The 21,293-nt window shown below is 45.7% G+C and carries 20 protein-coding genes; 6 read left to right on the top strand and 14 right to left on the bottom strand.

Annotation, left to right across the window (positions count from 1 at the left end; genetic code table 11):
• Positions 1-8 precede the first annotated feature (8 nt).
• From ACRRS1_RS18000 to ACRRS1_RS17985, 4 genes are all read left to right on the top strand, one after another.
• Entirely contained in the window at positions 9-680 is a 672-nt protein-coding gene (locus tag ACRRS1_RS18000) for a transglutaminase-like cysteine peptidase (RefSeq protein WP_432451815.1), read from the top strand.
• A 9-nt stretch (positions 681-689) separates the two neighbouring features.
• On the top strand, positions 690-2,630 hold the full coding sequence (locus tag ACRRS1_RS17995; protein WP_432460084.1) for a bifunctional diguanylate cyclase/phosphodiesterase: 1,941 nt from the start codon (positions 690-692) through the stop codon (positions 2,628-2,630).
• Between the two features lie 167 nt (positions 2,631-2,797).
• Positions 2,798-3,487 carry an SIMPL domain-containing protein gene (locus tag ACRRS1_RS17990; protein ID WP_432460083.1) on the top strand — a complete coding sequence of 230 codons (690 nt, stop codon included), beginning with the start codon at positions 2,798-2,800 and terminating at the stop codon, positions 3,485-3,487.
• A gap of 225 nt (positions 3,488-3,712) precedes the next feature.
• Positions 3,713-4,555, top strand: a complete 843-nt coding sequence (locus ACRRS1_RS17985; protein ID WP_432460082.1) for a substrate-binding periplasmic protein — start codon at positions 3,713-3,715, stop codon at positions 4,553-4,555.
• 97 nt (positions 4,556-4,652) lie between these two features.
• On the opposite strand, the gene ACRRS1_RS17980 is transcribed toward ACRRS1_RS17985, so the two are convergent.
• The 5 genes from ACRRS1_RS17980 to ACRRS1_RS17960 are packed head-to-tail and all read right to left on the bottom strand — an operon-like array spanning position 4,653 to position 10,419.
• Positions 4,653-5,627 carry a substrate-binding domain-containing protein gene (locus ACRRS1_RS17980; protein ID WP_432460081.1) on the bottom strand — a complete coding sequence of 325 codons (975 nt, stop codon included), beginning with the start codon at positions 5,625-5,627 and terminating at the stop codon, positions 4,653-4,655.
• Between the two features lie 37 nt (positions 5,628-5,664).
• Positions 5,665-6,669, bottom strand: coding sequence for an ABC transporter permease (locus tag ACRRS1_RS17975; RefSeq protein WP_432467225.1), 1,005 nt, complete (start codon positions 6,667-6,669; stop codon positions 5,665-5,667).
• Complete coding sequence (locus ACRRS1_RS17970; RefSeq protein ID WP_432467226.1) at positions 6,662-8,200, bottom strand: sugar ABC transporter ATP-binding protein; 1,539 nt, start codon at positions 8,198-8,200, stop codon at positions 6,662-6,664. Before ACRRS1_RS17970 ends, ACRRS1_RS17975 begins: the two co-directional genes overlap by 8 nt.
• The gene (locus tag ACRRS1_RS17965) at positions 8,187-9,356 is read right to left on the bottom strand and encodes a Gfo/Idh/MocA family protein (RefSeq protein ID WP_432467227.1); all 1,170 of its coding nucleotides are present in this window, start codon (positions 9,354-9,356) and stop codon (positions 8,187-8,189) included. Before ACRRS1_RS17965 ends, ACRRS1_RS17970 begins: the two co-directional genes overlap by 14 nt.
• A gap of 10 nt (positions 9,357-9,366) precedes the next feature.
• On the bottom strand, positions 9,367-10,419 hold the full coding sequence (locus ACRRS1_RS17960) for a sugar phosphate isomerase/epimerase family protein (RefSeq protein ID WP_432467228.1): 1,053 nt from the start codon (positions 10,417-10,419) through the stop codon (positions 9,367-9,369).
• 350 nt (positions 10,420-10,769) lie between these two features.
• On the opposite strand from ACRRS1_RS17960, the gene ACRRS1_RS17955 reads away from it, so the two are divergent.
• Complete coding sequence (locus ACRRS1_RS17955) at positions 10,770-11,762, top strand: LacI family DNA-binding transcriptional regulator (RefSeq protein WP_432460077.1); 993 nt, start codon at positions 10,770-10,772, stop codon at positions 11,760-11,762.
• 307 nt (positions 11,763-12,069) lie between these two features.
• Positions 12,070-12,843: a substrate-binding periplasmic protein gene (locus ACRRS1_RS17950; protein WP_432467229.1), complete on the top strand. Its 774-nt coding sequence runs from the start codon at positions 12,070-12,072 to the stop codon at positions 12,841-12,843.
• A gap of 67 nt (positions 12,844-12,910) precedes the next feature.
• Here the strand turns inward: ACRRS1_RS17950 and ACRRS1_RS17945 are convergent, their stop codons facing one another.
• From ACRRS1_RS17945 to ACRRS1_RS17905, 9 genes are all read right to left on the bottom strand, one after another.
• Complete coding sequence (locus ACRRS1_RS17945; protein ID WP_432460075.1) at positions 12,911-13,570, bottom strand: class I SAM-dependent methyltransferase; 660 nt, start codon at positions 13,568-13,570, stop codon at positions 12,911-12,913.
• A 176-nt stretch (positions 13,571-13,746) separates the two neighbouring features.
• Positions 13,747-14,976, bottom strand: coding sequence for a phosphoglycerate dehydrogenase (gene serA, locus ACRRS1_RS17940; RefSeq protein ID WP_432451829.1), 1,230 nt, complete (start codon positions 14,974-14,976; stop codon positions 13,747-13,749).
• A gap of 254 nt (positions 14,977-15,230) precedes the next feature.
• Complete coding sequence (gene rpiA, locus ACRRS1_RS17935; RefSeq protein ID WP_432467230.1) at positions 15,231-15,884, bottom strand: ribose-5-phosphate isomerase RpiA; 654 nt, start codon at positions 15,882-15,884, stop codon at positions 15,231-15,233.
• A gap of 138 nt (positions 15,885-16,022) precedes the next feature.
• On the bottom strand, positions 16,023-16,625 hold the full coding sequence (locus tag ACRRS1_RS17930; RefSeq protein WP_432451831.1) for a 5-formyltetrahydrofolate cyclo-ligase: 603 nt from the start codon (positions 16,623-16,625) through the stop codon (positions 16,023-16,025).
• A gap of 272 nt (positions 16,626-16,897) precedes the next feature.
• Positions 16,898-17,617 carry a YebC/PmpR family DNA-binding transcriptional regulator gene (locus tag ACRRS1_RS17925; RefSeq protein ID WP_432451832.1) on the bottom strand — a complete coding sequence of 240 codons (720 nt, stop codon included), beginning with the start codon at positions 17,615-17,617 and terminating at the stop codon, positions 16,898-16,900.
• 224 nt (positions 17,618-17,841) lie between these two features.
• A complete protein-coding gene (locus ACRRS1_RS17920) occupies positions 17,842-18,585 on the bottom strand; it encodes an outer membrane lipoprotein-sorting protein (RefSeq protein ID WP_432467231.1) in 744 nt (247 codons plus the stop codon).
• Complete coding sequence (locus tag ACRRS1_RS17915) at positions 18,578-19,792, bottom strand: ABC transporter permease (protein WP_432467232.1); 1,215 nt, start codon at positions 19,790-19,792, stop codon at positions 18,578-18,580. The genes ACRRS1_RS17920 and ACRRS1_RS17915 overlap by 8 nt, the downstream gene beginning before the upstream one ends.
• Positions 19,780-20,466, bottom strand: coding sequence for an ABC transporter ATP-binding protein (locus tag ACRRS1_RS17910; RefSeq protein WP_432463774.1), 687 nt, complete (start codon positions 20,464-20,466; stop codon positions 19,780-19,782). Before ACRRS1_RS17910 ends, ACRRS1_RS17915 begins: the two co-directional genes overlap by 13 nt.
• 9 nt (positions 20,467-20,475) lie before the next feature.
• On the bottom strand, positions 20,476-21,105 hold the full coding sequence (locus ACRRS1_RS17905) for a hypothetical protein (protein ID WP_432460068.1): 630 nt from the start codon (positions 21,103-21,105) through the stop codon (positions 20,476-20,478).
• Positions 21,106-21,293 lie beyond the last annotated feature (188 nt).

Raw genomic sequence — 21,293 nt, 5'->3', positions numbered from 1 at the left:
TTAGCGGCATGCGGCGCCTTTTTTCACGCTGGTGGCTGATGGCTTTAATTTGGCCAATGCTGCTACTCGCTTCGGCCTATCAACTGGAAGAGCTTGCCGCCACGGTCCGCAGTTTTTATGGTGAAAGAGCCGAATTAAGAGTTCGCGCCTGGCGTCAGTTGATTGCCGAGAGTCAAACCATTGCAGAGGCCGAGCAGCTCAATCGGGTCAATGATTTTTTCAATCAAATGTTATTTGTCGATGATATTGAAGTTTGGGGACAAAAAGATTACTGGGCGACTCCGGTTGAATTTTTAGGCGCAGCCGCTGGTGATTGTGACGATTTTAGCATTGCCAAATATTTCTCCTTAATCGAATTAGGGGTTGATGATAGCAAGATGCGCTTGGTCTACGTTAAGTCTTTGACTTATAATCAGTTTCATATGGTTGTTGCGTATTATAAAACTCCGGCTTCGGTTCCCATTATTCTTGATAATATCAATCCAAGGATCCTGCCTGCGACACAACGTGGCGACTTAGTGCCGATCTATAGCTTCAACGGTCAGCATCTTTGGCTAATGAAAGAAAAAGGTCGAGGTCAGTTGGCGGGTAACTCTTCTCGACTTAAATTATGGACCGATTTACAACAGCGCTGGCGGCTCAATCAATTGAAAAAACCAGTAAAGAATTTTGAGGGCTAGGGGACCACTATGACCTTATATCGCCAATTATTGATAGTCGTATTGCTGATTTATGGTGGCTTACTTGCCGTTGTATTTACGATTGATGTTAACAATACTCGAACTTATTTGTCTGAACAGCAGCTCTCAGATGTGAATAATACAGTTACCTCTTTGGGATTGTCTTTGAGTCCTTATCTTGAAGCGAATGATAAAGTGGCGGCCGAGTCGGTGATTAACGCGATGTTCGACAGTGGCTACTATCAGCAAATCAGCCTGAAAATGTTCACTGATAATCAATTGATTGATCGACGTAATAGCGCCAGCATTGAGGGGGTACCTGATTGGTTTATCTCGCTGGCGTGGTTTAAACCGAGCGCCCAACAGCAGGTGCTCACTAGTGGTTGGATGCAGTTGGGCGAATTAAATGTGGTTGCTCACTCTGGCTATGCCTACTTGCAGTTATGGGATGCCATGCTTGATCTCGCCAAACTGTTTGTGGTGGGCTATTTGGTTACAGTGCTATTGCTGATGCGAGCGCTACGTTATTTATTAAAGCCGCTAGAACAAATTCAAGAGCAAGCCAAACAGTTGGAACAGCGTAACTTTGGGCAAACCATCCCCTTGCCTCGCACTCAAGAGCTGCGCAGTGTGGTGGGGGCGATTAATCATATGTCAGATAGTATTGCCCAGCAGTTTGAGCAACAGGTCCGGGAGGCGAGCATCCTCCGTCAGCAAGCTTTTCAGGATTCGGTCTCAGGTTTGGGCAATCGAGCTTATTTTGTCAGTCAGAGTCAGTCTTGGTTGGCTGAATCCGGAGTGGGTGGTGTCGTCTTGCTCTCGCTTGATGTGATAGAAGCCATCCATCTGCGAGATGGTTTTGTCGCACGTGATCACTTGATTCAATCCGTGGGCGAATTATTTTCTAGTTATATCCAGCAACAACAACAATTGGTATTTGCTCGCATTAGTAAATTAGAGTTCGCTATTTTAGCGGAAGGCTTTGATAAGCAACAATTGTTAGCGCTGACCAAGCAAGTGCATCAAGACATTATGCAACGACTGGGGCCTTGGCAGCATTATCTTAGTCGGCCGATGGTGATGGGTTTAGTATTGCGCCAGCATGATGAGAATATTAGCCAATTACTGACTGCCGCCGATGCAGCTTTGCATGCCGCGCGTGAGCAACGTGAGGGGTATTATAGTCTGGCAGCGGTTGAAGATAATGCGATACCTCGTAGCCAATGGAAACAGTTACTGGAAAGCACTATTGAGCGGCAAAGTTTGAATTATAAAACCCAAGTGGTTCAGTTTATTCATACCGATAGTGTGTTACACCATGAACTGTTTACGACTATCGAGGTCGATGCTCAAGATTATGCCGCTGGGCAATTTATGCCAGCAATTGAACAATTTAGACTGGGCGCTCAATTTGACCAAATGGTGGTAGAAAAAGCCGCCATTGCCTTGCATCGACAGCTAGACTTAAGCTTAGCCATTAATCTCACCTTGTCGGCCTTGAGTGATGTTCAGTTTTTAAACTGGTTGGTTGGTTTTGCCCGGCAGCAGCAAACAGTGGCGAAGCGGATGGCTTTTGAGATCCCAGAGACCGCATTTTTGCATGAAAATAGTGAACTTAGCCGATGCATCGATTGCTTGCGTGACCTTGGTTTTCAGATTGGCATCGATCAATATGGTCGTAACCTAAACTCACTGAGTTACTTAAGTCGAGTCAAACCAGATTATGTGAAAATTGATTATGGCTATACCGCTCAGGCTTTGGTTGAAGGGGGCGATAGTCATTTCTTGAGTGCTATTTGTCGTGCGGCTAAAAATTTGCAAATTGTGACGGTGGCACAACGGGTGGAGAATCAACAGCAAGTTGAGCGTTTAGCCAGCCTACCGGTGGATGCCTATCAAGGTTATGTGGCGCCACCTGAAAAATTCAACTTGATTGGGGAGCGGCGATGAAGCGATGTTTGTTGATTGTTTGCTAAGGCAGATTGAGCGGATATATTTTCGGGGTCTGTTGCAGATAAAGCCTCTACTAAGGCGGTTCAACGGCTCCGTAAGGTTTTTTATCTAGAGAAGATTAACCATAAAAGATGAATATGCCCGAGGGCTTACGAGGGAATAAGATGAAGAATTATCTGTTAGCGCTAGTCATTTGCTGTTGCGCGACAGCTCAACCAGTGTTTGCCGCATTGTTACATACGAATGGTGAAGCGAAGCTATTGGTAATTGCCGATCAGGTACAACTTGATTTACAGGCCTCGAGTCTGGCGAAGACCGCTGGTGATGCGAAGCAACAAGTGGATAAAATCGTGAAGGTGACACAGTCAAAATTGGCTAATCTGCTCAGCGAATCTGATCGTTTCGAAGCTAGCCAATTACAAATTCAAGCTGAGTACCGCTATCAAGACCGCGAACGAATATTTGTCGGTTACCGTGCACAACGTAGTATCGTTGTAGAGCTCTCAAGTCTGGACTTACTCACTCGCGTATTGGATGCTGCGATGCTCAGTGGTGTGGATGAGGTTCGTCGCTTGCAATATACCAGCTCACAAGCTGAACAATATCAGCATCAGGTTCGCGCGATGGCTGTGGAAGATTCCTACGCAAAAGCCAAACAACTGGCCGATGCATATAATAGCCGTTTAGGTGCCGTCGCCGAGGTGAACTACCGTAGTCAAACGGCTGTGCCAATGATGAAAATAGAACGGGCGAATTTAGCCGCGGATGGGAATAGTAGTTCCTATCAGGCTGCTCAGCTAGTATTTAGTGATAACGTCGATGTTAGTTTTAACTTATTAACCGAAGATGATTGATTGGACAAGCGAATCATAAGTCCGAGCCAGAGGATGTAGTTGACTCAACCCAGTGACGATCAAGTAGCGGCCAGTATCCTTGTGCCGGACGGTTGATGAAAGATGCCGATTCTCAAACTTCACGGCGGACTACGAATAGGCTTAGCTTGTGGTGTACGAGTTGGCTTTCAGCAGCAGGTTTACGCTGAACCTGCTGAATTGGTTTGAATTGTCAGAGCACTTAACATGGATAAAAAGTTTAAACAATCGCTCCCTTTACTGCAGCTGATGTGGTTGGTGTTGATGATGAACTTTGCTTTGCCGCTGGCCGCACAGCCAGTGCCGCCCACCGAAGTCGAGTTTGTCACCATCGATTATCCGCCGCTACTGGGCAAGAAAGACAGTATCATGACCGATATTACAACGGCGGCCTTTAATGCGATGGGAATAGCCGTTACTTATAAAGTGTATCCGTTAGCGAGGGTGGTGAGAGCGGTTACCAGTAATAGTGTGGTAGGGGCCTTAGGCAGTAATAGTTGGTTTCATTATGCGCCCGCTGATGAACCGGTTGCTTTCATTCGTATGTATAGCCTGAATATGCTGCTCTTTTATTTAAAATCTCGTTTTCCCGAGGGACTCAAGTATCAAGATTTAAGCGAGCTCAAAGACTACCAAATCGGTTATATCCGTGGCGGTTCACTGATTCCTGTATTTGAACGTGAAGGGATTAAACCGGATTTAGTGAGAAATTTGAGCCAAAATGTGCATAAGGTTTATGCGGGGCGAGATGATATGTTTGCCGCTACCGAGCTTGGAGGCTGGGCGATTATTGAGCGCTACTATCCTGAGCATGTCGATAAGTTTTCGTCCGCAGAGCAAGCGATCCTCAACATTAGTGGGGATATTATTTTCGCGAGTCAACAGCGCTATTTGGCTGCGTTATTCCAACAGGGTTTTGAAGCCATCAAGGCGAATGGAGAATATTTGACCATTATTCAAAAGTACTACGGTGGGAGAGCTTTACCGCAACACATGCTCGATTTTATGCAGCAGCCAATTATCCTTGAAACACTTAAAGCCGTCGAATAAGCTTGGCATTTTGTGAGAACTCTCCAAGTCAAGTCCTGCCGCGTGGAATGGACTTGTGACTTGGAGAGTTGCATCAATATACGATTAGTCGGTCGACTTAATAGGCGGCATCGCTTACCACAAAGTCTTGGGCGTTGTGGGTATCAACCAGTTCGGCCGCTAAAATCACTCGTGATGGTGCACTGTGATACATTCTACCTAAATGTTCATGACGTAACCCGGTAATTGCTAACGCAATCCCTGAAGCAATCATGCTTGGTGGATAGGTCACTGTGGCTCTTACCACGGGGTTTCCATTAACGATCATGGCTATAATGTCCTGTGAACCTGCGCCACCTAAAACGGTTTTAATATCGCTGCGCCCAGATTCTTTGATTGCCTGCATCACACCCTTTAACATATCGTCATCTTGGCACCATACCGCATCAATTTTAGGGTGTTTTTGTAAATAGTTTTCCATGACAGCCAAGGCTTTTTGGGTCGACCAATCGGCTGGCTGACTGTCTAATATGGTGATTTCTGGATGTTTCGCTATCACTCGATTAAAGGCGTCTACTCGCTGCTTATTAATCGGAATGGGCATGCCTTCAATCACAACCACCTTTCCTTTGTTTTTCATTTCTTTTGCAAGCCATTCACCACTGACTCTGCCAAGACCTGCGTTATCTCCGGCAATAAATACATTTTGGGCGGGAACTTCCAGTTCTCGGTCAACCACGACGGTATAAATACCGCTGTTGTAGGCTTCTTCGATAACTTTCTGTAGCGTTGCTGGATTGTGGGGTAAAATGACGAGCGCATCGATCCCTTTAATCATTAAATCTTCCACATCCCCCACTTGTTTTGAGCCTGAGCTGGCTGCGACTACATAAAACTCCAGCCCATCTTCTTGCTGTTTAAAATCTTTGGCAGCTTTTTCTGCCCACCACAGCAACCCAGCGGTCCAACCATGGTCTGCTGAGGGTACCGATACTCCAATTTTGAGGTTTTTTGCTATCGCGATATTGATGCTTAGCGAACTGACAAGCACAATACCCAGTAGCAGTTTTCCTATGTGTTGTAATAAACTCATGACTTGCTCTCCTTCGTATTAAATTGACGGCGTGGCTTTAGCGGTCTCGTTTGAATTGCATTAATACCGCAATCAAAATAACCAAGCCTTTTACCGTTCCTTGTAGATAGGGAGAAACCCCTAATAAATTCAGCATATTATTAATAATCCCCAGAATGATGGCTCCAATAACCGTCCCCCATAAGGTTCCTTTGCCACCGGATAGCGAAGTGCCGCCAATCACCACCGCGGCAATCGCATCCAGCTCGTAAAATAGGCCCGCGTCCCCAGGGCTCACCGAATTCAGCCGTGACGAAAGCATGAGTGCGGATAAACCCACGGTAAACCCCACAATCACAAAGCTTAATAAGTACACGCCTTGTACATTGATTGCCGAGTAAGTTGCTACTTTAGGGTTTGAGCCCACCGCGCAAAGGTGGCGCCCGAACGCGCTGTGGCGCAATACCACATGGCCTAATAGCGCTAAACTCAAAAATAGCCAGACTGGGATCGGAATACCTAGCCAGTAGCCCCCTCCGAGATCTGGGTAATAGGAGTTTTGCGAGACCATTTCTCCAGCATCGCTAATGTAAAGGGTGAGTGAGCGAAAAATAGACATGGTGGCCAGAGTCGAAACGAAGGCGGCAATTTTACCTTTGGTCGTGAGCCAGCCGTTGAGCGCCCCAAAGGCTGCTCCCATTGCCATTGCGGCGACAACTACGATGACAACGCTAGTCCAACCATCCCCTAAATAGTTGAGTAACATAATGACTAATACACCGACCAAGGCCAGCATCGAACCGACCGACAAGTCGATCCCACCAGCGATAATCACAAAGGTCATCCCAAGGGCGATAATTCCGGTGTAAGAGACTTGGCGTAGTACATTCGTGAGGTTTCTGGGGATCAGAAAGTGTTCGCTCGCTAAGGCCGAGAGTAAGATCAAAATTAACAGCGCGAGGAGTGGAGCCCAATTTGAAATACTAAGTGTTGGCAATCTGCTGAGCCAAGTTCTTGCTCGCTTCGGCTGGTTTTTAGTTTTCATTTTTGCAAGCTCATTCATGCTCGCTCTCCTGTCGTTGAAGTGTGGTGGTGGTCGCTTGTGAGGTTAGCCCCGCTGCCAGAAACATAATTTGTTGTTCATTAATTTGGTGGGCCTTGAGTTCGCCTTGGATCCGACCCTCGCGCATCACCAGTACCCGGTGAGCAAGGCCTATTAACTCTTCCATATCGGAGGAAATCACTACGACCGCTAAGCCTTGTTCGGTAAGGTTTTGTACAAAGTGATAAATTTCTTTCTTGGTATTTACATCCACTCCCCGAGTGGGTTCATCGAGGATTAAAATTTGTGGTTGGGTGTCCATCCATTTCGCCAGATAAACCTTTTGTTGATTCCCTCCGCTCAAATACAATAATTCGCTATTTAATGACGCGGCTTTAATATCGAATCTCTTCACATAGTGTTCGGCTGTCTGGTGAGTTTTACGATGATTAATTAAGCCTTTGCAGTATTGGCTTAAAGAAATCAAACTGATGTTTTCGGGTAGGTTAAAGTTCATGGTAAGGCCACAGCCTTGGCGATCTTCACTTAAGTAAGCCAGACCGTGTTTTAGGGCATCCTTAATGTTATGGATCGATACCATTTGTTGCTGAACCCATATTTTTCCAGAATGGCGTCGGCGGAGGCCCATGATTGCCTCTGCCATTTCGGTTCGGCCACTACCGACTAAGCCAGCAAAACCCAGAACTTCACCCCGGCGTACACTAAAACTGATATCGTGCAGCAGGCCTTTGATTGAGAGCTGCTGAATCTCTAGTGCTTGCTGGGATTGAATTTCGGAGCGCAGAGGAAATACTTGATTAAGTTCTCTACCAACCATCTTACGGGCCATGTCTTGTTCGTTGATTTCGCTTACCTGTTCAATCGTGATGAGTGAACCATCACGCAAGATCATCAGCCGATCGCATAATTGTTTTACCTCTTTAAGCTTGTGCGAGATGAATAAAATAGTGACACCTTGCGCTTTTAACTTTTCAATCAGTTTAAATAACACCGTGACTTCTTGGCTGGTGAGCACGGTTGTTGGCTCATCCATAATCAGCAGTCGAGCGTCATTAACCAAAGCTTTGGCTATTTCGACCATCTGTTTTTCGGCGACACTCAGTTGCTCAATCAGGGCATCTGCTGATAGCTCGGTTTCAAGTAAACTTAATAACTCTTGAGTTCGTTGGCGCATCGCTTTTTTATTGAGTAATATTGGCCCCTTGAGTTCTTGCCCAAGAAAGATGTTCTCAAATACGTTCAAACTAGCGATGAGGTTAAATTCTTGAGGGATCATGGCGATACCGAGTGCTTTCGCATCGCTAGGGCTATTGATCTTTACTTGTTTTCCGGCGACTGAAATTCGACCGCCACTACTTTGATAAATACCGGAAATAATTTTCAGTAGCGTGGATTTTCCAGCTCCGTTTTCGCCTAAAATCCCCATCACTTCGCCGGGCATTATCTGTGCACTAATGCCATCTAATACAGGTACCCCAGAAAAGTGTTTACTGATTTTCTCTAGGCTTAGAATGGGTTCAGCTTGCTTCATGCCCATTCTCCAAAGCGGTCCACTGGCCGTTATTTTGTGAAGAAAACAACATTGCATTGATGAATTGTAAGCCTTCAACACCTTGTTTTACGCCCGGTAATAGGCTGTTGGCAAAGATTTCAGTGGGAGATTTTCCTGCCGCGCACAGTCGGATAGCTTGCGCGGTTTCTTGATATAAATTAGCAAAGCCCTCGAGGTAACCCTCGGGGTGGCCTGCCGGCGTTCTAACTAAATGGGGGGATCCTGATTGATAACCATAACCAGCTCGACTTAAGATCCGGCTTGGTTGCGCAAAGGGGCTGTAAATTAGCTGATTGGGCTGCTCTTGCGCCCATTCTAAACCGCCATCACTACCGTAGACCCGGATCCGCAGCCCGTTTTCATTACCGGGGGCGACTTGCGAACTCCACAACATACCGCGTACACCTTGCTCAAAACGCAGCATTGCATGTACGTTATCGTCTAATATTCGATTTTCGACGAAGCTGGTGAGTTCTGCGCTGACTTGTTCGACTTGTAAGCCAGAGACAAAGGTGGCTAAGTTGAAAGCATGGGTACCAATGTCACCTAAACAACCCGCAGGACCAGAACGTCGGGGGTCGGTGCGCCAGGCGGCTTGTTTATTACCGCTATTTTCGGTGGCGGTGGTCAGCCAATCTTGGGCATACTCGACTTGAACTAAACGCAGTCTACCTAAGATCCCTTCGCTGACCATTTGGCGGGCCTGCCGTATCATCGGGTAGGCGCTATAATTATGCGTTAATACAAATAATTTTCCGCTTCGAGTGGCCAATGTTTGCAGGCTTAAGGCTTCTTGTAGTGAGCAGGTCATTGGTTTGTCACAAATGACGTGAATGCCAGCCTGTAAAAATGCTTCCGCAATCGGGAAGTGTAAGTGATTTGGCGTCACAATGCTTACCGCTGTGATGCCATCGCTACGTGCCGCTTCGGCTTCGGCCATGTCTCGATAATCGAGATAACAGCGTGTCGGTTCAATACCAAGTTCTGCTGCCGATTGTTTGGCTTTGTTCGGATCAGCGCTGAGGGCGCCAGCGACCAGCTCAAATTGATCATCTAAACGGGCGGCTACGCGATGAATTGCGCCGATAAATGCGCCACTTCCCCCGCCAACCATGCCTAATTTAATCTTAGTCATACCTTGTTCCTTATAAACCTAAAATGCGTAAGTTGGCTGCTTGATCGATTGCGCTATCGGCAAAGTCGTCAAAGGCCTTATCGGTCACCTGAATGAGGTTTCTCTTGACAAAGGTTGCTCCCTCGGCAGCGCCAGCTTGAGGATGTTTCAGGCAGCATTCCCATTCCACCACGGCCCACCCAGTAAAGTCGTACTGTGCCAGCTTGGAAAAAATGCTCACAAAATCAACCTGCCCATCACCTAAGGAGCGAAATCGGCCAGCTCGTTCACTCCAGCTTTGGTAGCCTCCATACATACCTTGTTGGCCGCTTGGATTAAATTCAGCGTCTTTGACATGGAACATTTTTATACGTGGGTGGTAGTGGTCAATAAAGTCTAAATAATTGAGTTGTTGTAAAACAAAATGACTCGGATCAAATAGGATGTTGCAGCGTGGATGGTATTTAACTGCAGCTAAGAATCGATCAAAGCTCACGCCATCGTGTAAGTCTTCTCCGGGATGTATTTCATAACATAGATCGACATCAGCTTGGTCGAAGGCATCCAAAATGGGCAGCCAGCGTTTAGCGAGTTCGGCAAAACCCGTTTCAATTAGCCCTTTTGGACGCTGTGGCCACGGGTACATATAAGGCCATAACAAGGCTCCGGAAAAAGTGACGTGGGCGTGAAGCCCAAGGTTTTGTGATGCCTTTGCTGCCAGTAACAATTGCTCGACAGCCCATTGTTGACGCTCTTTCGGTTTGCCGTAAAACTGCTCGGGGGCAAAGCCGTCAAACATTTCATCGTAAGCGGGGTGTACTGCCACCAGTTGGCCTTGTAAATGAGTCGATAATTCGGTCAGGGTGAGACCGTGACCGTCAAGCAGCGCTAAAATTTGTTGGCAATATGCTAAATCGTTGGCAGCGCGCTCCAGATCAAATAAACGTTTATCCCAGCTCGGTATTTGTACCCCTTTGTAACCTAAGCTTGCAGCCCAACGGGCAATATTATCGAGGGTATTAAAGGGGGGCTCATCACTGGCAAATTGAGCCAGAAATAGCGCGGGTCCTTGTAGGTTTTTCATCGGTATTCCTTATCGATCCGTTGAATCAGTAATGACAAATGTAATCGATTACATTTTTGCATTTTAAGAGTTATCATGTTGTTCATTTACTCCGGTGGTTTATTTCGCTTCGTCATGTGTTTTTTTCATTGGTGGATAAAATCTATACAAGATGTTGGCTTTTATCTAGCGGTTGTTGCGTAAATGTGATCAATGTTGAGCTTTAATGGTCACCGGTTAAGAAACGTTATCCGTAAAGCAAATAGCGTAAAGCGCTTTTGCAAAAACCGATGTAATCCGTTACATTTAGATGGACTTACGGAGCGTCGACCGAAGCTTTGTGCTGGTGTTATTAGCAACTAGGACTGTTCATGCCAACCATAAAAGATGTTGCCAAGCTTGCTGGAGTATCAACTGCTACGGTCTCTCGTGCTATGACGGATCCAGCAAAAGTATCGGATAAAACTCGGCTTAAGGTTGAGCTGGCGATTGCCCAGTCGGGCTACGCTCCTAATGTTATCGCTCGTAACCTGAGGCGAAGTGAATCGAAAACGGTGGTCATTATTGTGCCGGATATCGCCAATATGTTTTTTGCAAATATTGTGCGTGGTATACAGCAGATTGCCTTACAAAATGCTTATAAAGTATTACTCGGTGACTCAATCCACACTGTAGAACAAGCCAAAGAATATATGGACTTAGTCCGCAGCAAGCAGGCTGACGGCATTATCTCTTTAACTGCCGAGCTACCGATGGAGATCCGACAAGGGACGAGCATTCCAATGGTTATGGCTTGTGAATATTTTCCCGATTTTCCTATACCAACGGTCCGCATCGATAATCGAGGTTCGGCTAAACGGGCGGTGGATTACTTGCTGGATATAGGGCATCACCAAATAGCTTGTATTACCGGTCCCATGGAAAATCCTATCTGTATTGACCGTAAAGCGGGTTATCAAGATGCTCTACTTCAAGCTGGATATACGCTCAATGAAGCGGCTTTTGAGGAGGGGGATTTTAGTTTTCAGTCTGGCTATAGTGCGTTTATGCGTTTACAGCAGCATTACTCGATGACTGCTTTATTTTGTTTTAATGACATGATGGCGTTAGGGGCGATGAAGGCTGCGACTCAGCTTGGTATTAAAGTACCACAGCAATTATCTATCGTAGGTTTTGATGACCTCCTGTTTGCCGAATACACTAATCCAGAACTCACGACCATTCGCCAACCGCAAGAAGATATTGGTAAAATAGCGATGCATACCCTACTAAAAATATTGACAGGTGGTAAAGTTAACCAAGATACGGTCGTGCCAACTCAGTTATTGGTTCGCTCTAGCGCAACCCCTCCGGAAATGATCTAACTAAACAGCTGAATGAGGCTGGCATTCCCACTTGATATGACTTTTAAACTCTTCCTCAGCTTTTGTTTGCTTGTTATTTAGAGTGTAAGTTAATCGGCGATCCTAAACATATTTAACATTTACTAATTTAAGATACTCGGCGAAGGTGTGGGTCGTGGTCGTGAGCATCTGCGATGTAAAAATTAGGTGTTTTGCTTTCTTTGGTTATACTTACAAAACTTATGGATTTCAGCCCTATTAGCTAATAGCAAGGCGGTGATGAGCGATGAAGGTTTGTTTTGCAAGACGACTCAGGAGCGTTTGCTTAATGCTCATTACATTTCTCATCGTGACCTCTGGCCGAGTTCAAGCGGACCCTCAACTAGATATCGATACCGTTGAGTTGGCGACAATAGACTATCCACCGTTAATGGGAGGTCGAGAAGCGATTCTTTCTGAACTTGCTAGCGCAGCCTTCGCAGCAGTGGGAATCAAGGTTAATTATCGGGTTTACTCTCTGCCCCGAGTGGTTCGGGCCGTTGCAACTAACGCGGTCGCCGGAGCCCTGGGGACTCATAATTGGTTCTACTATGATGATGCGAAGTTGCAAATATCATATATACCTATTTACTCCGTTAATATCCGATTATTTTATTTAAAGAGCCATTTCCCTCAAGGGCTGGACTACCAAGAGCTTCGTGATTTGCAAGGCTATAAAATCGGTTATATTCGTGGTGGTGCTTTACTCCCAGAGTTTGCTAAAGCCAATATTGAACCAGAATTAGTTCGAACTTTGCATCAAAATGTGGAAAAAGTGTATGCGGAACGCGATGATATGTTTGTTGCCACCGAGCTAGGAGGATGGGCTGTCATTAAGCAGCATTTCCCCGAGGATGTCAGTAAATTTGCGCAGGCTGAGGATCCCTTATTTATTGACGAAGGAGATATCATTTTTTCTCATAAGTATAAACATTTACAAGACATTTTTTGGCTTGGTTTTCAGATGATTAAAGAGAATGGCCAATATTTAAAGGTGGTTGAAAAATACTATGGTAAACACCAAGTTCCGGCTTATTTGCAAAGGTTTATTGAGTCGCCCTAAGGGCTAATTTCGCGCGAAGCTGAATCACATCAACATGTGCACTGGACTATCATTTTGCCAGCTTGATTTAACTATCACGCCAAAATTTCAAGATATGCCCTTTAAAAGGCGTATTTAAATAGTCAGTATGTAGCGGTTTTTCATGAGTATTAAGGTATCCATATTGGGTCATACATTGACTCAGCTTACTTTTTCGACCTCGACCGGGGTCAACTAAAATCACTTCGCATTTACGGTTGGCATGGTTTTCAATGAAATTTGCCAGTAGTTTAATATGCTCATCTTCATAAAGCAGATCACTGCCGATGATTAAATCAAACCGACCTAAATGATCTCGCTTGTCTGCCCAATCAACTCGTTGATAGTCAATGGATTTATCTCCATTAAGTAAGGTGTTGCGCTGCAAGAAAAACTCTGCTTCGGGGTGGTAATCGGTCGCGGTAATATCGGCATTTTGTTGATTAAGCAATAAACTAGAAAGCCCAATACCACAGCCTATCTCAAGAATGCGTTTGTTGCCTGTTTGATAGTCTGAAATATGATGGGCCAGTACCATGCTTGAAGGCCAAACAATACCAAATAATGGCCAAGTGGCTGACGAAATCCCTAATTTTAATGCGATACCATCTGGGTCGCTAAATTGCTGATTGTCACGCAAGGTGCAAAGGTGAATGTCGGTACTACCAAACTCGATAGTTTGGTAACGAAGCCGCAGTGCTGATGTCATAATTATCCAAAGGGATTAAGAAGGCTAAGCCAGCTATCTAGGATAAGTGACGAAACAGAGTACACTAAGAATATAGCAATTTGAGTCTTGTACAAGTAATTTGCCTAGACTGGTTTTCTATAGGCACAAAAAAAGCCAGCATTTAGACTGGCTTTTTTGCGACTTAGCGAATCAAATTAATGCAAAATACGCGCGCGTATTGTACCTTCAATTTCTTTTAGTTTCGCTATCGCTTGATCTGCTTGTGCTGTTTCTACATCAATTACGACGTAACCAATGTTAGCATTGGTTTGTAGATATTGAGCAGCAATGTTGATCGCATCTTCAGCAAAAGCTAAGTTGATTTTGGTTAATACGCCCGGTTGGTTATGGTGAATGTGTAACAGGCGGCTGGTGCCCGTATGCTCAGGCAGAGCCACTTCTGGGAAGTTAACCGCTGACAGCGTTGAACCATTGTCTGAGTACTTGGCTAGTTTCGCAGCCACTTCGATGCCGATATTCTCTTGGGCTTCCTGAGTTGAACCACCAACATGGGGGCTTAATAGGACGTTGTCGAAGTCACGTAGCGCAGAGACAAATTCTTCTTTGTTTGATTTTGGCTCGGTTGGGAATACATCGACAGCTGCCCCGGCTAATTTTTTACTTTCTAAAGCAGCAACCAGCGCTTCGATATCGACTACAGTACCGCGTGAAGCATTGATTAAAATTGAATTTTGCTTCATTGCTGCAAATTGAGCTTCTCCAAACATGTATTTGGTTTGGGGGGTTTCAGGCACGTGTAAACTAACCACATCACTCATCGCCAAGAGTTGGTTTAAGTCATTTACTTGGCTTGCATTACCCAAAGATAGCTTACTTTCGATGTCGTAATAGTAGACTTGCATGCCTAGGGTTTCAGCTAAGATCCCGAGTTGGGTGCCAATATGACCATAACCGATGATGCCCAATTTTTTACCGCGAGCTTCAAAAGAATTATCCGCAGATTTGATCCACTCGCCGCGGTGTGCTTTGGCGTTTTTCTCTGGAATACCGCGAAACAATAAGATGATTTCACCTAATACCAACTCGGCAACGCTACGGGTATTAGAGAAGGGAGCATTAAATACGGGAACGCCCTTTTTTTGCGCGGCGGCTAAGTCAACCTGATTCGTACCAATACAGAAACAACCAATAGCCACTAACTTATTCGCGGCGGCAAGCACTCGTTCGTTGAGGTTGGTGCGAGAACGAATACCGATGAAATGAACATCTTTGATTTTCTCTATCAGTTCGTCTTCTGCTAGCGAAGTTTTGATCATTTCTACATTCTCATAACCAGCTAATTGAAAGGACTGTAATGAACTCGGGTGCAGACCCTCTAATAACAAAACCTTAATTTTTTCCTTGCCTAACGAATACTTTGCCATGTTTGCTTCCTAAAACCCATGTTACCGCTTGAGCGAGTAAATTTAGCAAAAAAGCACCACTTAGGGAATGTAATTTTATTACATCAAAATTTATTCATATTTCGGCTAAAACACTGAGTTTGCCATGATTGATAGTTTTATATTTGGTATATTTGTACTTGGCTGGCAGTAATTAGAGACGAATTGAGACTGGTTGGAATATGTCACAAAAAAAGGAGTGCAGAAAGCACCCATTTTTTTGTTCGCTTGCTTATTTAGCGTTTTAGAGCGCCTTCTGGAGTACCAATCACCACATGATCTGCGCCGCGAGCGGCAAACAAGCCATTGGTCACGACACCAGCAATAGCATTGATATCACGTTCCATTTCAAGCGGGTTGATGATCTTCATACTATGTACATCCAAGATAACATTGCCGTTATCGGTGACAACTCCCTCTCGGTATACGGGATCGCCTCCCAGTTTTACCAATTCACGCGCCACATAGCTGCGAGCCATAGGGATCACTTCTACTGGTAGTGGAAACTCACCTAAAACATCCACTTGTTTGGTATTGTCGACGATACAAATGAATTTTTCGGCGACCGCTGCAACAATTTTTTCTCGGGTTAATGCCGCACCACCGCCTTTAATCATATGATTTTGGCCGTTAATTTCGTCGGCTCCATCGACATAAATAGACAATTGGTCGACGCTATTCAAGTCGAATACTTCAATGCCATAAGCCAATAGTTTTTCGGTTGATGCCTCAGAGCTGGATACGGCACCGATGATTTGATTCTTCATGGTGGCGAGAGCATCAATAAAATGATTAACCGTAGAACCCGTGCCAACACCAACAATCGTGTCTTTTTGTACGTAATCTAAGGCGGCCCAGCCTGCGGCCTTTTTCATTTCATTTTGTGTCATTGCGATGCTCCGAAGCGATAGTTGTGAGAATTTGCCAATAAGTTGGCTATTTGGCGCGCAGTATAACCAAGCACAAAGGTGAACGCCAATGTCGATTGTTGTTTTTAGGCTGCGCGTCGGGTGAGCTAAATTAGGCGCTTACCAGCGCCAGTCTTTGCTGGGGGTGAGGATCCGTTTTAAGGGCTGATCCCATACCTGAACAGGAACTGCATCGACTTGCTGGCAGTCGTGAGCCAAGCCAACCACCAGCGGGGGATCGGTTTCTATATTCGCCAATAAACGATCGTAATAGCCACCGCCCATACCCAGTCGATTTCCCTCGGCATCGAAAGCAACCAAAGGGGTTAAGATCAGTTCTAATTGCTGGCCGGGAATGACCGCCGCTGGGTCAAAAATGGGTTCGGCGATCCCAAAGCGGTTTTGTTGCATCAGTGTGTTGGCATGATAGTGATGAAAACACATGTTTCCATTGGTATTTGGGTCGACTAAAGGGACAAAGACTTGTTTGTTTTGCTGCCACAACCAGTCGATAATTAATGAAAGATCCAGTTCCCCATCAAAGGCTAAATATAAGGCGATTCGTTGTGGTTTTACTAGGGTGGGATCCGCTTGTAAGTATTCGAGGATCGCTTGGCTGGCCTGTTGCTGCTGGGTGGGGCTTAAGCTGCCGCGCTGTTGGCGGATCTGATGGCGTAATTGTTGTCGCCACTGCTGATCTTGCGCCGCATCAAGTTTGCTCATACCAAAGGCTTAAGTTGCTATTAGATTGTTTCAGTGTGCAATGAGATGCAGAGGGAAGCAAGTTTTAAAGTCCCCCAAGCCTGAGTGTATCAGGCTTGGTTGGTCCACTTGAGTTTATACCGAGCGAAACAAGATGCTGATCATAGGAGCGGGTTAAAATCGAGAAGCATGGTTTTTGAAATTGGGCGTCCGGTAATGGTGACTTCAATTTCAGCCTTGTTTTGTCGATCTTAAGCGGGTAACTTTTGATCATCAACTGATTTCAATTGGTATTAGTCAAGTTCCACGTTGTGATAAACGTTTTGTACGTCATCACAGTCGTCCAACATAGCTTGAAATTTTTCAAACATCGCCACATCATCACCGCTAATTTTGGTGTAGTTTTGCGGAATGAAGCTAATTTCTTCCATCTCAAACTCTAGTTCTGGTAGCGCTGTTATCAGTGAAGTTTTAACTTTGAAGTACTCAGTATGAGGAGCAAACACGGTAATCATGCCGTCTTCGCACTCTACGTCAGTGACTTCTACGTCATCCATTAATAGGATTTCTAAAATGGCATCTTCGTCGTCACCTTGAAAAGCAAAGATTGCTTGGTGATCGAACATGTGAGCCACGCTGCCTTGGTTGCCAATTTTTGATTTGGTTTTAACAAAAGCTTGACGAACGTCGGTAAAGGTACGGCTGTTGTTATCGGTTAAACAGTCAACAATCACCATACAACCGCCAGGGCCATAACCTTCGTAGCGGGCTGGTACGTAATCTTCACCTGCTCCACCTTTCGCTTTCTCTATGGCTTTATCGATAACATGGCTAGGTACCTGATCTTTCTTGGCGCGGTCAATTACACTGCGTAATTGCAGATTTGCGTCGATATCGGCACCGCCGTTTTTAGCGATAACATAGATTTCTTTACTGTATTTAGAATAAACCTTGGTCTTAGCACCTGCGGTTTTGGCCATCGAGGCCTTACGTACTTCAAAACTTCTGCCCATGGGTTGCTCTTTCTCGGATACTTAAAAATTCTGGGAGGGATTTTACCAGCTGAAACGCAGGGAACAAGGGCTGGGTAGGTTTCTGGGTGAAGAATGTCCTTAAACTTGTTAATTCGTGAGGTATTTAACTGTAAATACCTCACGGGCGAGGGGCGGGAGAGTAATACCGAGAGACTCGAATAAACGGGTGACTCGGTGGGGTGAAAACAATCTAAAATGTGAATTTACAATTGATCTAATGATTGTTTACTGAGATAAGCTGGATTGTAGTATTTGTCGGCTAAGCGATAGTCGGTGACGGATTGATAGTCAATCTGGGTACTTTTATAGCTTTGAATGCTATCTATCAGAGTCATGCTTTGTACCACGATTCTGCCATCGCGCTGACCCGCACTAAAATAGGCTTGTTTGGCTAGTTTCCCGGATCTTAAGTAAAGATCGGCCTGAAGTGGAAAGTTATTGGCTTGCTCCACCCACAGCTCTATTTTTTGATAAGTGGCTCCACTGGTTTTAGCCTGCAATTGTAGTTTGATAGCGGGTTTGCCATTGAGCTCGGCAGAGTCGCCAATTTTGCCTCGATAAGATTCACTCCAAGTGAGCGTCGAGATATCACCAACCGAGGCTTCGCCTAGTAGTTTTTGCATTGGTGTTATGCGAATCGGCCGTCGACTATTGGGCATTAATAACCAGTATTTATCACCCAACATTAGTAATTTTTGGCCGCGTTCGGCTGACGCTTTAAATACCACCAGTGACTTTTGTTCTGGGCGAATATATACATGATAGCGATGCTGCTTGGTTCGTTGTTGGTGCTTATATTGACTCACGATGGTCACTACTTTGGCCGAACGACTTTGCAGTCGATAAGAGTCGGCTTGCAATAAACGCTGCTGGATTTCGCTGTCGGCATGGGCGGCATTAAATGGCAACAAACATAAAAATAACCAATATTTCAATAAATTAAACATAAGTTAGAGCCTCTGTAATCGGTTTTTTTAGACCTTTTCGGGCTGCAATGGCTGAAGCTAGGCTGCAGATCAATACGACGCTCAAGGCAACGATGCCGGCGAGCGGCCAAGAAAAGTGAATCAATAAGGGGTAACCAACACTACGTCCTGGGGGGGCGGGCATTTGAATATCGGCAAATAGTAGCGTTAGGGATAGCCCTGCGCTCAGCAAGATCCCGAGGGCTGCACCAAACAATGCCAATATCACCGCTTCTAAGACAAAACCGTTTAGTTGTTCGGAGGGGGCGGTTCCTAAAGCGGCGAGGGTGCCAATTTCGCGAGTCCGTTCGGTGACCGACATGCTAAGCGTATTAAATAACGAAACAAATACCACTAATCCCATTATTAGGCCCAATACGCTGAAAATGCGGTTATATAAGTTGCGTACCGCATCATAAAAAAAAGCTTGCTGCCACCAAGGCCTGACCAACAGGCTAGGAAATTGCTGTTCCACTTGTCGTTGTAAAGTTGGAATATCTTGATCAGCGAAGGCAAATACCGACATCAAGCTCACTTTATCACTGCCCAATAAGGCTTGGCTTAAGCTTAGAGAGGTGTAAACCAAGCGTTTATCCAAGTCAGGTACGCCGGTGGACACCAAGCCCTGCACCTTAAAATCGTAAGCATTCAAAGCACCTTCGCTCGTGGTGGCGAGTAAAGTCAGCCAATCGCCGACTTGAACTCGCATGTAAGTTGCCAGTGTGTCTCCAAGTAAGATTTGTGGCTGCGTTGGATCTTCAGCTTCGGAGAGCAGTTTGCCAGATTTTAGCGTCAGAAATGGCCCCTTTTGGCTAAACTCGCTGGCTAGTACTCCTTGACCAACAAAAATGGCAGACTTCTCGCCGTGGCTAATCAAACCGCTAAATTCGATGCGCGGTTGTACAGCCTTAATTGCGGCGAAACTGAGTAAGCTATCGCGTTGTGCTTGCCAATTGTTTAAACCAAACTGTAGAGAATAGTCTTCTTGTTGACTTAGGTATTGGCGATTAGACAAAGTAAGATGGCCAGTTTCGCGAGCGGCGGCTTCGGCCAAAGATTGGTAAGTAAATAAACCGAAACCGCCGGCACTGAGCAGTGCAAACACCGCAATCGCAATTATGAGCAGTGACATGAGGCTGCGACGGCGATTACGTTGTACATTGAGTAGCGCATGTTTTAAGCGACGCATTGGCGATTTCCCCTACTTTGTATTTGCCCATCGTGAAGTCGTATTTGTCGCTCACAATGCAGACTCATACGGCTATCATGAGTTGCGATTACAAAGGTGGTTTGTTGCGCTTTACCGATGCTTTTCATCAATTCAATCACCTGATGAGCACTCACGCTATCAAGACTAGCGGTTGGCTCATCGGCAATCACCAAGCGAGGTTGATGAACCAGCGCTCGGGCGATGGCGACGCGTTGCTGTTGACCGCCCGATAAACATTCGGGTTTCGCCTGGGTAAAAGACGACATACCGACGGCGTCAAGGATCTGTAACACCTTTTTGCGGCGAGTGGCTGCACTCATTTTGTTGAGTAATAAGGGGTATTCCACGTTCTCATAGGCGCTCATCACGGGCACCAAATTAAAACGTTGAAAGATAAAGCCGAGCTGCTGTCGGCGCAGTAACATACAATGGTGAGCATTGTTGTGAAGATGCTCGCCGTCAAAATATAGTTCACCTTGATATGCCAAGTCGAGTAAGCCACAGATGTTCAATAAGGTACTCTTACCAGAGCCCGATGGGCCGCAGAGGGCAACCATTTCACCGTGTTTGATCTGGAGGTTGACGCCCGATAAAGCTTGGCACTTTACTTGTCCAGTTTGATAAGACTTGGCGATATTGTTGAGTTGCAACATGATAGCTCCTTAGCGTTTGCTATATTGAGCATATAATTGTTCGGCTTGTTGGCTATACGAGTCATCGATGCCACTGGCTCGCAGCTGCTTCAACCACGCTTGGGCCTGTGGCTGTTGGTCTTGCTTGAGGGCCGTTTCAATGGCAAAACTGTAGATCCAGGTGCTGGCCTGTCCGGGAGCGTTCAGTAATTGAGGATCCGCGAGGACTTGGCGAAATAACTCGAAGCCGCGTTCTTGGTAGTTAAAAAATTGCGGTACGCTGCTATAGGTAATGGCTGCCATTGCCTGCATATACAGCGCTTGTGGCAGGCTGCGATATTGTTGTTGCCAGTGGTTGGGGCCTATCATATTGAGGGCTTTGTCCATTCGAGCCAAACCATCTGCGGTGAAATTAAGTTTGCGCCACGGTAGCCAGGCATCATCACCCTTTAGCGTTTCCGTTGCGCCCAAATAAAACAGCGCCCATGCATCGCCGGGTTGCCCTTGCTGAGCAGTTTGCATTTCCTGATAGAGTTGCTCCAACTCAGAATAATCGCCTTGGGCGGCTTGAAAATAACGAGTTAGTAATTGTGGCTCTAAATCTGCCATGGCCGAGTAACTCACGATGAGTAATAGGCTTGCGAGCGTTAGTTTTTTCATGATTCATCCTTGGGATTGGAAAGTGACCGTTTAAGCCTAAGTGAGAGACGACTCGGGGACAGTGCTTTGCGATGAATTGCAGTTCAAGGCGATGAGCGGTTATATCTTGGTTTCGCCAAGGGCGTAGGAGGTTTCGGCGGGTGGCCCGAGTTAGTTTAGCTGCTAATTAGCATCGTTTAATACTTGCA

This window comes from Agarivorans sp. Z349TD_8 (assembly GCF_050870825.2).
Classification (GTDB): domain Bacteria; phylum Pseudomonadota; class Gammaproteobacteria; order Enterobacterales; family Celerinatantimonadaceae; genus Agarivorans.
The sequence above is the reverse complement of the archived record's forward strand: the minus strand, read 5'-3'. Positions and strand labels throughout refer to the sequence as shown.

What these genes read in the sequence shown, in the direction of transcription:
- ACRRS1_RS18000 (WP_432451815.1), top strand. Translation starts at nt 9, where the DNA reads ATGCGGCGCCTTTTTTCACGCTGGTGGCTGATGGCTTTAATTTGGCCA.
- ACRRS1_RS17995 (WP_432460084.1), top strand. Translation starts at nt 690, where the DNA reads ATGACCTTATATCGCCAATTATTGATAGTCGTATTGCTGATTTATGGT.
- ACRRS1_RS17990 (WP_432460083.1), top strand. Translation starts at nt 2,798, where the DNA reads ATGAAGAATTATCTGTTAGCGCTAGTCATTTGCTGTTGCGCGACAGCT.
- ACRRS1_RS17985 (WP_432460082.1), top strand. Translation starts at nt 3,713, where the DNA reads ATGGATAAAAAGTTTAAACAATCGCTCCCTTTACTGCAGCTGATGTGG.
- ACRRS1_RS17980 (WP_432460081.1), bottom strand. Translation starts at nt 5,627, where the DNA reads ATGAGTTTATTACAACACATAGGAAAACTGCTACTGGGTATTGTGCTT.
- ACRRS1_RS17975 (WP_432467225.1), bottom strand. Translation starts at nt 6,669, where the DNA reads ATGAATGAGCTTGCAAAAATGAAAACTAAAAACCAGCCGAAGCGAGCA.
- ACRRS1_RS17970 (WP_432467226.1), bottom strand. Translation starts at nt 8,200, where the DNA reads ATGAAGCAAGCTGAACCCATTCTAAGCCTAGAGAAAATCAGTAAACAC.
- ACRRS1_RS17965 (WP_432467227.1), bottom strand. Translation starts at nt 9,356, where the DNA reads ATGACTAAGATTAAATTAGGCATGGTTGGCGGGGGAAGTGGCGCATTT.
- ACRRS1_RS17960 (WP_432467228.1), bottom strand. Translation starts at nt 10,419, where the DNA reads ATGAAAAACCTACAAGGACCCGCGCTATTTCTGGCTCAATTTGCCAGT.
- ACRRS1_RS17955 (WP_432460077.1), top strand. Translation starts at nt 10,770, where the DNA reads ATGCCAACCATAAAAGATGTTGCCAAGCTTGCTGGAGTATCAACTGCT.
- ACRRS1_RS17950 (WP_432467229.1), top strand. Translation starts at nt 12,070, where the DNA reads ATGCTCATTACATTTCTCATCGTGACCTCTGGCCGAGTTCAAGCGGAC.
- ACRRS1_RS17945 (WP_432460075.1), bottom strand. Translation starts at nt 13,570, where the DNA reads ATGACATCAGCACTGCGGCTTCGTTACCAAACTATCGAGTTTGGTAGT.
- serA (WP_432451829.1), bottom strand. Translation starts at nt 14,976, where the DNA reads ATGGCAAAGTATTCGTTAGGCAAGGAAAAAATTAAGGTTTTGTTATTA.
- rpiA (WP_432467230.1), bottom strand. Translation starts at nt 15,884, where the DNA reads ATGACACAAAATGAAATGAAAAAGGCCGCAGGCTGGGCCGCCTTAGAT.
- ACRRS1_RS17930 (WP_432451831.1), bottom strand. Translation starts at nt 16,625, where the DNA reads ATGAGCAAACTTGATGCGGCGCAAGATCAGCAGTGGCGACAACAATTA.
- ACRRS1_RS17925 (WP_432451832.1), bottom strand. Translation starts at nt 17,617, where the DNA reads ATGGGCAGAAGTTTTGAAGTACGTAAGGCCTCGATGGCCAAAACCGCA.
- ACRRS1_RS17920 (WP_432467231.1), bottom strand. Translation starts at nt 18,585, where the DNA reads ATGTTTAATTTATTGAAATATTGGTTATTTTTATGTTTGTTGCCATTT.
- ACRRS1_RS17915 (WP_432467232.1), bottom strand. Translation starts at nt 19,792, where the DNA reads ATGCGTCGCTTAAAACATGCGCTACTCAATGTACAACGTAATCGCCGT.
- ACRRS1_RS17910 (WP_432463774.1), bottom strand. Translation starts at nt 20,466, where the DNA reads ATGTTGCAACTCAACAATATCGCCAAGTCTTATCAAACTGGACAAGTA.
- ACRRS1_RS17905 (WP_432460068.1), bottom strand. Translation starts at nt 21,105, where the DNA reads ATGAAAAAACTAACGCTCGCAAGCCTATTACTCATCGTGAGTTACTCG.